7 protein-coding genes are annotated in these 10,659 nt (G+C 66.7%); 3 read left to right on the forward strand and 4 right to left on the reverse strand.

The features are described 5' to 3' along the window. Nucleotides 1–14 precede the first annotated feature (14 nt). Complete coding sequence (locus ACODSM_RS16880; RefSeq protein ID WP_060985300.1) at nt 15–266, reverse strand: hypothetical protein; 252 nt, start codon at nt 264–266, stop codon at nt 15–17. Nucleotides 267–417: 151 nt separating this feature from the next. Continuing rightward, nucleotides 418–1,572 carry a branched-chain amino acid ABC transporter substrate-binding protein gene (locus ACODSM_RS16885; RefSeq protein ID WP_060985301.1) on the reverse strand — a complete coding sequence of 385 codons (1,155 nt, stop codon included), beginning with the start codon at nt 1,570–1,572 and terminating at the stop codon, nt 418–420. 196 nt (nt 1,573–1,768) lie between these two features. Between ACODSM_RS16885 and ACODSM_RS16890 the strand changes: the two genes are divergently transcribed. From ACODSM_RS16890 to ACODSM_RS16900, 3 genes are all read left to right on the forward strand, one after another. Beyond that, the gene (locus ACODSM_RS16890; RefSeq protein ID WP_488806254.1) at nt 1,769–3,772 is read left to right on the forward strand and encodes a peptidase U32 family protein; all 2,004 of its coding nucleotides are present in this window, start codon (nt 1,769–1,771) and stop codon (nt 3,770–3,772) included. Between the two features lie 35 nt (nt 3,773–3,807). Further along, the gene (locus tag ACODSM_RS16895) at nt 3,808–6,501 is read left to right on the forward strand and encodes a cation-translocating P-type ATPase (RefSeq protein WP_488806256.1); all 2,694 of its coding nucleotides are present in this window, start codon (nt 3,808–3,810) and stop codon (nt 6,499–6,501) included. Between the two features lie 178 nt (nt 6,502–6,679). Further along, nucleotides 6,680–7,963: an O-acetylhomoserine aminocarboxypropyltransferase/cysteine synthase family protein gene (locus ACODSM_RS16900; RefSeq protein WP_488806258.1), complete on the forward strand. Its 1,284-nt coding sequence runs from the start codon at nt 6,680–6,682 to the stop codon at nt 7,961–7,963. A 203-nt stretch (nt 7,964–8,166) separates the two neighbouring features. Here ACODSM_RS16900 and egtB read toward each other — a convergent pair whose 3' ends face one another. Next, nucleotides 8,167–9,372, reverse strand: coding sequence for an ergothioneine biosynthesis protein EgtB (egtB, locus tag ACODSM_RS16905; RefSeq protein ID WP_488806260.1), 1,206 nt, complete (start codon nt 9,370–9,372; stop codon nt 8,167–8,169). Between the two features lie 12 nt (nt 9,373–9,384). Continuing rightward, complete coding sequence (gene egtD, locus ACODSM_RS16910; RefSeq protein ID WP_060985306.1) at nt 9,385–10,302, reverse strand: L-histidine N(alpha)-methyltransferase; 918 nt, start codon at nt 10,300–10,302, stop codon at nt 9,385–9,387. Between the last annotated feature and the right edge of the window lie 357 nt (nt 10,303–10,659).

Below are 10,659 nucleotides of genomic sequence, written 5' to 3' on the forward strand. Positions count from 1 at the left end.
AGCAGCAATTTGGCTCACTTTTTCTCATCTTCGGGCATGGGGCGTGCCTGTTGCATCAGGCCTTCTACCTGCTGCTTGACCTGCTGCTGCATCTGCTGGCTCTGCTCACGCACCGTGCCGGTGGGTGCCGAAGCAGGGGCCGCCGCACCCGTGGCGGTCTGTAGCGCAGGCACGGGGGCACGCGTGGCCGCGAGTTGCTTCTTGGCCAGCAGGCCCACGATGGCCAGCACCACCACCAGTCCAACCAATCCAAACAGTGCGCGCATACCTGGGCTCCTTGGCGGGCGCCGGCGGCCCGCGGGTTCTTGCAATGGGGCCTGACTGTAAAGCCAAACGCCGCATGAACGCCGAATGCAAAACGGCCGCACAAGGCGGCCGTTGGGGCAAGAGTCGGTCAAACCACCGAGGCGAACGGCCTCAGTTCAACGCCACGCGGCTGCCGTCCTTGAATGTGTACAAGGTCACGGCGGGGGTGGTCAGCTCGCCCTTGGCGGTGAAGGCGATGTTGGCGGTCACGCCCTTGTACTCGGTCTTGGCCAGGAAAGGCGTGAACACCTTGGGGTCCACCGAGTTGGCGCGCTTCATCGCGTCGGCCAGCACCATGGCAGCGTCATAGGCGTAGGGGCTGTAGATCTGGAACTGGCCGGGGAACTTGGCGTCGTAGCGCTTCTTCCAGTCCGAACCGCCTTGCATCTTGTCCACCGACGCGCCGCCCGTGGCGCAGGTCACGTTTTTCAGCGCGGGCGTCTTGCCCGACAGTTCGGGCAGTTTCTCGGTGCACAGGGCATCGCCGCCAAAGAACTTCACGTTGCCCAGGCCCAGCTGCTCCATCTGGCGCAGCATGGGGCCCGCCTGCGCGTCCAGGCCGCCGTAGAAGATCGCGTCGGGCTTTTTGTTCTTGATGGCGGTGAGGATGGCCATGAAGTCGGTGGCCTTGTCGTTGGTGAACTCCTCGGCCACCACCTTCAGGCCCTTTTGTTGCGCCGTGGCCTTGAAGACCGAGGCCACGCCCTGGCCGTAGGCCGTGCGGTCGTCGATGATGGCCACGTTCTTGAGCTTGAGGTGGTCCGCGCCAAACAGCGCCAGCGCAGCGCCCAGCGCGTTGTCGTTGGCGATCAGGCGGAAGGTGGTCTTGTGGCCGGGCTTGGTCAGGTCGGGGTTGGAGGCCGAGGCCGTGATGTGCGGCAAGTCGCACTTGGCGTATACCGCCGAGGCAGGAATGGACGTGCCCGACTGCAGGTGGCCCACCACGCCTGCGACCTTCTGGTCGCACAGCTTCTGCGCCACGGCAGTGGCCTGGCGCGGGTCGCCCGCGTCGTCTTCGGCCGCAATTTCAAACTTGATCTTCTTGCCACCGATAACGAGGTTCTGAGCGTTCAGGTCGTCAATGGCCAGACGCACGCCGTTTTCCGTGTCCTTGCCGATGTGGGCAATGCCGCCCGACACCGGGCCTGCGTGGGCGATCTTGACGGTTTGCACGTCCTGGGCGGAGGCCAGGTTGGCCGCCAGCGCAAGGGCGGTCAGGGCAGAAATACGGAACAGGGGCGAAGAAGCGAAAACGGGGCGCAGCACAGTACAAAGTCTCCTGGGTCGGTCAAAGCATCCTGTTGTGCACCGAACTTGTACACAACAAACCCTGCATCGTAGCCACCCGAACCCTCATTTCTGGAAAATTACTAAGCAAACTTAGTAATTTGCTCCAGCATTAACCGGGCTAATACGTCCGGCGCGCACCGCCCGGCAAGCCAGGCTGGGATAATCACGCCCCATGTCCCTCCTGCCCCACCAGCTCGAACTGCTCTCGCCTGCGCGCGACGCAGACATTGGCATCGAAGCCATCAACCACGGTGCCGATGCCGTCTACATCGGCGGCCCGGCCTTCGGCGCCCGGGCCAGCGCGGGCAACGACATCCGGGACATTGAGCGCCTGGTCAAGCACGCGCACCGCTTCAACAGCCGCATCTTCATCACACTCAACACCATCCTGCGCGACGATGAGCTGGAAGCCGCGCGCCAGATGGCCTGGCAGGTGTACGAGGCTGGCGCGGATGCATTGATCATCCAGGACATGGGCCTGCTCGAAATCGACCTGCCCCCCATCCAGCTGCACGCCAGCACCCAGACCGACATCCGCACGCCTGAAAAAGCGCGTTTTCTGCAGGATGTGGGCCTGTCGCAAATCGTGCTGGCGCGCGAGCTCACGGTGCAGCAGATTGCCGCCGTGCACAAGGCGCTGGGCCCGGTGGATGCCCCCGGCCGCGCCAACATCGAATTCTTCATCCACGGAGCGCTGTGTGTGGCCTACAGCGGCCAGTGCAACATCAGCCATGCGCAAACGGGCCGCAGCGCCAACCGGGGCGACTGCAGCCAGGCCTGCCGCCTGCCCTACCAGGTGACGGACGCGCAGGGCCGCTTCATCGCGCACGACAAGCACGTGCTGAGCATGAAGGACAACAACCAGTCCGACAACCTGCGTGCTCTCATCGACGCAGGCGTGCGCAGCTTCAAGATCGAAGGGCGCTACAAGGACATGGGCTATGTGAAGAACATCACCGCCCACTACCGCACGCTGCTGGACGAGATCATCGAAGAGCGCGAGGCGCAGGGCCGGCCGCTGTCGCGCTCGTCCAGCGGGCGCACCACTTTCACATTCAAACCCGACCCGCTCCAGAACTTCAACCGCGAGTTCACCGACTACTTTGTCACCGGCCGCAAAGAAGACATCGGCGCCTTCGACACCCCCAAGAACCCCGGCCAGGCCATCGGCTGGGTGACCAAGGTAGGCCCTGATTTTGTGGAGTTGGAAGTGAGCGACCCCGCCACCGTGCTGCACAACGGCGATGGCCTGTGCTACTACGACCTGCACAAGGAGCTGGTGGGCATGGCCATCAACGTGGCCGAGCCGGTGTCGGCCCGCAGCGTGGGCCAGTGGCGTGTGTACCCCAAGGACCCGATGGAAGGCTTCAAGGATCTGCGCAAGGGCACCGAGGTCAACCGCAACCGCGACATGGACTGGGTGCGCACGCTGGAGAAAAAGTCCAGCGACCGCCGCATCGGCCTGTGGGCGCACCTGAGCGAAACGCCCAGCGGCTTCAGCCTGATGCTGACCGACGAGGATGGCAACGTGGGCAGTGCCGACGTGCAACAGCCCCACCAACCCGCCACCGATCCGGCCAAGGCCGAAGCCAGCCTGCGCGAGCAACTGGGCCGCTTTGGCGCCACGGTGTTTGCGGTGCACGACATTGCGTTGCAACTGTCGCAGCCCTGGTTTGTGCCCGCCTCGGTGCTCAACGCGCTGCGCCGCGATGCCGTGGCCGACCTGGAGGCCAACCGCGCCAGCAACTTTGCCCGCCTGCCGCGTGCCATACCGGTGGAGCCCCCTGTGCCCTACCCCGAGGACACGCTCTCCTTCCTGGGCAATGTGTTCAACCACAAGGCCCACGATTTTTACGTGCGCCACGGCGTGAAGGTGATCGCTGCGGCCTACGAGGCGCATGAAGAAGAAGGCGAAGTCAGCCTCATGATCACCAAGCACTGCGTGCGCTTTTCCATGAGCCTGTGCCCCAAGCAGGCCAAGGGCGTGACGGGCGTGCAGGGCACCATCAAGGCCGAACCCTTGATGTTGATCAACGGCAAGGAGAAGCTAACCTTGCGCTTTGACTGCAAGCCCTGTGAAATGCACGTGGTGGGCAAGATCAAGCGCCAGGTGCTGAACCAGGTGCCAGAAGCCCCGCTCCTGTTCTACAAAGCCCGGCCGCAAGTCGCGCACTGATGCGAGGGCGTGCGGCCCGTTTCACCGATCGCCGCATGTCCCCATCCACCGCGCCGCACCTGCACCCCACGGAGGCCGTCGCCCAGGCCCATGGCGTCGACCCTGACGCAGGCCTGCATGCCGACGAGGCGCAGCGCCGCAGCGCCACCCATGGCGCCAACGAGTTGGCCGCATCGCGAGACCGCCCCTGGTGGCGTCTGCTGGCCGACCAGTTCAAGGACTTCATGGTGCTGGTGCTGCTGGGCGCAGCCGTTATCTCGGGGCTGGTGGGCGAGGTCACCGACACGCTGGTGATCCTTGTCATCGTGGTGCTCAACGCCGTCATCGGCTTTGTGCAGGCCTGGCGCGCCGACCAGGCCATGGCTGCGCTGCGCCAGCTGGCGGCGGCACACGCCACCGTGCTACGCGGCGGTGAGGTGCAGAAGGTACATGCCACCGTGCTCGTGCCCGGCGACATCGTGCTGCTGGAGGCTGGCAACCAGATCCCGGCCGACCTGCGGCTCATCGAGATTGCGCAACTGCAGGTGGACGAATCGGCCCTCACGGGCGAGTCCGTCACCGTGGCCAAGCAGACCGAGGCCCTGGCGGCCGAAGACGTGGGCGCGCTGGGCGACCGTACCAACATGGCCTTCAAGGGCACCACGGCTACCCATGGCCGGGCGCGCGGGTTGGTCGTAGCCACCGGCATGCACACCGAGCTGGGCAAGGTGGCCACGCTGCTCGACACCGGCGACCGCAGCACACCGCTGCAACTGCGCCTGGCCGCGTTTGGCAAGCGCCTGGCGATGGCGGTGCTGGGCATCTGCGCGGTGATCTTTGTGGTGGGCGTGCTGCGCGGCGAGGCACCCTTACTCATGGCGCTCACCGCCATCAGCCTGGCCGTGGCCGCCATCCCCGAGGCCCTGCCCGCCGTGGTCACGGTGCTGCTGGCCCTGGGCGCGCGCCGCATGGTGGCCGTGCATGCGCTGGTGCGGCGCCTGCCGTCGGTGGAGACGCTGGGCTCGGTCACCACCATCTGCTCCGACAAGACCGGCACCCTGACCCAAAACCGCATGCACGCCGAGCTGCTGCTGGCCCACGGCGTGCGCTGGGTGCCTGGCGACCCCCTGCCCGGCACCGCCCACGCCGAGGCCCTGCGCGCCGCCGCGCTGTGCAACGATGCCACGCTACAGGCAAAGGCCGAAGAGGGTCCGTCAGGCACCCAGTGGCTGGGCGACCCCACCGAAACCGCGCTGGTGCTGGCCGCCCACGCGGGCGGGCTGGACAAGGCCCTGCTTGACGCCGCCAGCCCCCGCGTGCAGGAGCAGCCCTTTGACTCCGACCGCAAGCGCATGACCACCTTCCACCGCGCTGCCGATGGTTTTATGGCCTACACCAAAGGCGCGCCCGAATCCGTGCTGCCCCGCTGCACCGCCCACTGGACGCCTGAGGGCGCTGCCGCACTCGACACCGCCAAGGTCCTCGGCACTGCCCAGCAGCTCGCCGGCCAAGGCCTGCGCGTGCTGGCCCTGGCCCGCCGCAGCCACACACGCCTGCCCGACACCAACGACATCGACGCGGTAGAAAACCAGCTGGAGCTGCTGGGCCTGATCGCCCTCATCGACCCACCCCGCCCCGAGGCCCAGGCCGCAGTGCGCGACTGCATCAGCGCGGGCATCACGCCAGTGATGATCACAGGCGACCACCCCGCCACCGCGCGCGCCATTGCGCACCGGCTGGGCATCGTGGGCAGTGCCGATGCCCCAGTGCTGACCGGCGCCGACCTGGCCACATTGGACGATGCCGCGCTGCGGGCCAAGGTGGAGCAGGTGCAGGTCTACGCCCGCGTGGACCCGGCGCAGAAGATCCGCATCGTCGAGGCCCTGCAGGCCCAGGGCCACTTCGTCGCCATGACCGGCGATGGCGTGAACGATGCCCCGGCGCTCAAGCGTGCCGACATCGGTGTGGCCATGGGCCAGGGCGGCACCGACGTGGCGCGCGAGGCGTCCAGCCTGGTGCTGCTGGACGACAACTTCGCCACCATCGTCGCAGCGGTGCGTGAGGGCCGCCGCATCTACGACAACATCCGCAAGTTTGTGCGCTACGCCATGACGGGCAACTCGGGCGAGATCTGGACCATCTTCCTGGCGCCGCTGCTGCTGTTGCCCATTCCGCTGCTGCCCATCCACATCCTGTGGGTCAACCTGGTGACCGACGGCCTGCCGGGCCTGGCGCTGGCGGCTGAGCCGGCCGAGCGCGGCATCATGCAGCGCCCGCCCCGCGCGCCGCGCGAGAGCCTGTTTGCCCACGGCATGTGGCAGCACATCCTGGGCGTGGGCCTGCTGATTGGCGGGCTGTGCCTGGCCGTGCAGGCCTGGGCCCTGCACACCGGGCACGCGCACTGGCAGACCATGGTGTTCACCGTGCTCACGCTGGCGCAGATGGCGCACGTGATCGCCATCCGGTCCGAGTCCGAGCCCATCTGGCGCCTGGGCCTGTGGAGCAACCGCCCGCTGCTGGGCGCCGTGCTGCTGACCTTTGCGCTGCAGTTGGCGACCATCTATGTGCCCTGGCTCAACCCCATATTCCGCACCGAGCCGCTGAGCCTGGGCGAGCTGGCGCTGTGCATCGGCGCCGCGCTGGTGGTGCTGGTGGTGGTGGAGATCGAGAAGGCCTGGCGACGCAGCCGGCCGCAGCGGCGCACCGCGCCAGAGCCCAGCGACAGCGCCCTGGACGAGCCTGTGGCCTGAGGGCCCTCCCGGCACGCAAGAACGTCATAAGCACATAGCCAACGATTCGATGACGCGGTGGGCCAGCGGTGCCAGAATGGCCCGCGCCATCGGCACATTCGGCTCCGCCCCAGCACGGGTGGAAGCCGGTTGCCCCAACTCCCTTCCTCCCTTCCCTTCAACGAAAGAGACAAGCTGCATGAAAATCGAGACCCTGGCCGTTCACGCTGGCTACAGCCCCGACCCCACCACCAAGGCCGTGGCCGTGCCCATCTACCAGACGGTGGCCTACGCGTTTGACAGCGCCCAGCATGGCGCGGACTTGTTCGACCTGAAGGTGCCGGGCAACATCTACACCCGCATCATGAACCCCACCACCGACGTGCTCGAAAAGCGCGTCGCGGCGCTCGAAGGTGGCATTGCCGCGCTGGCCGTGGCCTCGGGCATGGCGGCCATCACGTATGCCATCCAGACCATTGCCGAGGCGGGCGACAACATCGTGTCGGCCAGCACGCTGTATGGCGGCACCTACAACCTGTTTGCCCACACGCTGCCCCAGCAGGGCATCACCACCCGCTTTGCCGACCCGCGTGACCCGGCCAGCTTTGCGCAGCACATCGATGCGCGCACCAAGGCGATCTTCATCGAGTCCATTGGCAACCCGCTGGGCAACGTGACCGACATCGCGGCCATCGCCAAGGTGGCGCATGACCACGGCGTGCCGCTGATCGTGGACAACACCGTGCCCAGACCCTACCTGCTGCGCCCCATCGAGCACGGCGCCGACATCGTGGTGCACTCGCTCACCAAGTACCTGGGCGGCCACGGCAACAGCGTGGGCGGCGCGATTGTGGACAGCGGCAAGTTTCCGTGGGCGCAGCACAAGGCGCGCTTCCCGCGACTGAACGAGCCCGATGTGAGCTATCACGGCGTGGTCTACACCGAAGCCCTGGGCCCTGCCGCCTTCATCGGCCGTGCGCGCGTGGTACCGCTGCGCAACACCGGCGCGGCGCTGTCGCCGCAAAGCGCGTTCCTGATCCTGCAAGGCATCGAGACCCTGGCCCTGCGCATGGACCGCATCTGCGACAACACGCTGGCCATTGCCAAGTACCTGCAGAGCCACCCCAAGGTGGAATGGGTGCGCTATGCGGGCCTGCCCGACCATCCGGACCACGCGGTGGTGCAACGCCAGTCGGGCGGCAAGGCCTCAGGCATCCTGAGCTTCAGTGTGAAGAACAGCGACGCCGACCCGCGCGCAGCCGGTGCGCGCTTCCTGGATGCTTTGCAGCTCTTCACACGCCTCGTCAACATTGGCGATGCGAAGTCGCTGGCCACGCACCCAGCATCCACCACCCACCGCCAGCTCAACCCCGAAGAACTGGCCAAGGCCGGTGTGAGCGAAGGCATGGTGCGCCTGTCGGTCGGCATCGAGCACATCGATGACCTGCAGGCCGACCTGGCGCAGGCACTCGACAAGGTCTGATGTGCAAAGGGCCATGCGCCTCCCAAGCGCATGGCCAGGCACCCTTCAGCGTAGTTTTGAGGCTTTTTGCGTCCAAGCGTTAGTGGAATATGCGCTGCCAGCTGCACATTTCATAGCAAACAGGTTCACAGCGCATGGCGACATCGTCATGCCTGCTCCAGCGCGACAGGTCGATGGCGGTCAGCGCCGGGCGCTGGCCGCCTTCACCCGGGGTCGCGTGCCAGCCGAATGCCCGTAAACTGCCAGCGCGCCGTGGCCGGGAAGAAGTTGCGGTAGGTCAGCCGCTTATGCCCTGGCGGCGTCGCGCTGGACGAACCCCGCAGCACGTACTGGTTGACCATGAACTTGCCGTTGTACTCACCCACGGCGCCTTCCGCCACCCGAAAGCCCGGGTATGGCGCGTAGCTGGACTGCGTCCACTGCCACGCAGCGCCGTGCCACTGCGCCATGCCTGCGGTACCCTGCGCGGCCGCATGCTCCCATTCGGCCTCGGTGGGCAGGCGCGCGCCAACCCAGCGCGCGTAGGCATCGGCCTCGTAGTACGACAGATGCACCACTGGCTGGTCGCCCTGCAGCGGCTGCAGCCCCGCCAGCGTGAAGTGGTGCCAGGCCCCGTCGATGCGGTGCCAGTACAGCGGCTGCTCCAGGCCCTGCGCCGCCCGCCAGTCCCAGCCTTCGGCCAGCCAGAGCAGCGGGTTGCGGTAGCCGCCCGCTTCCACAAACGCGAGATATTCAGCCTGCGTCACCAGCCGCGAGGCCAGTGCATAAGGGTGCAGATACACCCGATGGCGCGGACCCTCGTTGTCAAAGGCAAAGCCGCTGCCAGCGTGGCCGATGTCGGTCAGCCCCGCGTCAAACGAGTGCCACGCCAGCGCCCCGGCGGGCTCCGGCGCCACGGCGTCAGACGCCTTGGCATAGGCGGGAAACAAGGGGTTGCAGGACAGCAGGTGCAGGGTATCGGTGAGCATCAGCTCCTGGTGTTGCTGCTCATGCTGCAGGCCCAGCTCGATCAGGCCGCGCAGCGCGTCGTCGTGCGCCACGGTGGGCACCCAGCGTGCCATGCGGGCGTCCACGTTGGCCCGGTAAGCGAGCACCTCCTCCAGCGATGGCCGCGTGAGCAGCCCGCGCTGCGGGCGCGGGTGCTTGGCGCCCACACCGTTGTAGTACGAGTTGAACAGCACACGGAACGCCGGTGCAAACGGCTGGAAACCGGGCTCGTGGGCCTCAAGCACAAAGGTCTCAAAGAACCAGGTGGTGTGGGCCAGGTGCCATTTGGTGGGGCTGGCATCAGGCATGGACTGCGCGGCGCAGTCCTCGGGCGACAGCGGGGCCGCCAGGGCCAGCGAGCGGCCGCGCACGGCGGTGTAGCGCGCCAACAGCGTGTCGAATGCGGGGGATGTCACGGTCATGAATACCACCGATCAAGGACGGGCGTGGACCACTGCAAACCAGCCCCGCTCGTCCGTCCACGCCTGGGCCTGCGCGAAGCCGGCGCGCGCAAGCATGTCGGTGAACACGGGCAGCGGGTACTTGTAGCTGTTCTCGGTGTGGATGCGCTCACCCCGGTCGAACCTCCGGCCGCCGCCGGGCCAGCACACCTCGGTGTCAGAGGCCGCCTCCAGGTGCATCTCGATGCGCGACGCCTCGGTGTTGAAGAACGCACGGTGCTGCCACTGCGCCACGTCAAAGTCGCTGCCGATCAGGCGGTTCACATGCCGCAGCACATTGCGGTTGAACTCGGCAGTGACCCCCGCGGCATCGTCGTACGCGGCTTCGAGCACCGCCACGTCCTTGGGCAAATCGATGCCGATCAGCAGACCACCATCATCGTCCACCAGTTCGCGCATGTGGGCCAGCAGATCCAGCGCGTGCGGCGGGTCGAAGTTGCCGATGGACGAGCCCGGGTAGAACACCAGGCGCCCGGTGCGGGGAATGTCGTCGGGCAGTGACACTCCCAGCGTCATGTCGCCCGCCAGCGCACGGGCATCCAGCGCCGGAAACTCATCGCGCAGCCCCTGCACCGCCTGCTCCAGAAAATCCGCCGAAATGTCCACGCCCACAAAACAGGCGGGCTGCACCAGACGGCACAGGGTGCGGGCCTTCTGGCAGTTGCCTGCGCCTAGCTCAATCAGGGTGCGCCCCGGGCCAATGGCATGGGCAATGCTGTCCGCATGCGCCTGCATCAGCGCCATCTCGGTGCGCGTGGGGTAGTACTCCGGCAGGCGCGTAATAGCTTCAAACAGCTGGGAGCCGTGCTGGTCGTAAAAGTACTTGGGGGAAATGCGTGCGGGCCGCTGGGTGAGCCCGTGCGTGATGTCGGAATAGCGAGGCAGGAGCATGGGTCGTCGAGACGTTGGTGCGGCAGCGCCGCCGGTGGGTCAAAAGCAGAGGCGACTGGGGTGCCCGCCTTGCGGCACACCCCACGCGCTCCCCTGCCCCTCCGCCCATTGTGCGTTGCCTCGCTGACAGCCGTGTGTAGGCCATTTCCGCACCTGCCAAAAAAAAGGGCTGGCGCAGGCGCCAGCCCCGCAGAGCCTGTTTATGATCTACCAGGGGTCGCGTTGGAACGCAATCGGGATGAGTCGACGCTTCGGGTGCGCCGCATGGGCTCATGCCCATGCAAGCAGTCGAGGCATTCAAACACCCGATTTCGCTCCAACCCTTCGGGCAGTGGTCTTTGCGGGCGGTCTGCGGCG

It is taken from the genome of Acidovorax sp. FG42, from assembly GCF_057809195.1.

Bases quoted from the DNA above. Each gene is read 5' to 3' on its own strand.
- egtB (WP_488806260.1), bottom strand. From the start codon at position 9,372: ATGACCGTGACATCCCCCGCATTCGACACGCTGTTGGCGCGCTACACC.
- egtD (WP_060985306.1), bottom strand. From the start codon at position 10,302: ATGCTCCTGCCTCGCTATTCCGACATCACGCACGGGCTCACCCAGCGG.
- ACODSM_RS16890 (WP_488806254.1), top strand. From the start codon at position 1,769: ATGTCCCTCCTGCCCCACCAGCTCGAACTGCTCTCGCCTGCGCGCGAC.
- ACODSM_RS16895 (WP_488806256.1), top strand. From the start codon at position 3,808: ATGTCCCCATCCACCGCGCCGCACCTGCACCCCACGGAGGCCGTCGCC.
- ACODSM_RS16880 (WP_060985300.1), bottom strand. From the start codon at position 266: ATGCGCGCACTGTTTGGATTGGTTGGACTGGTGGTGGTGCTGGCCATC.
- ACODSM_RS16900 (WP_488806258.1), top strand. From the start codon at position 6,680: ATGAAAATCGAGACCCTGGCCGTTCACGCTGGCTACAGCCCCGACCCC.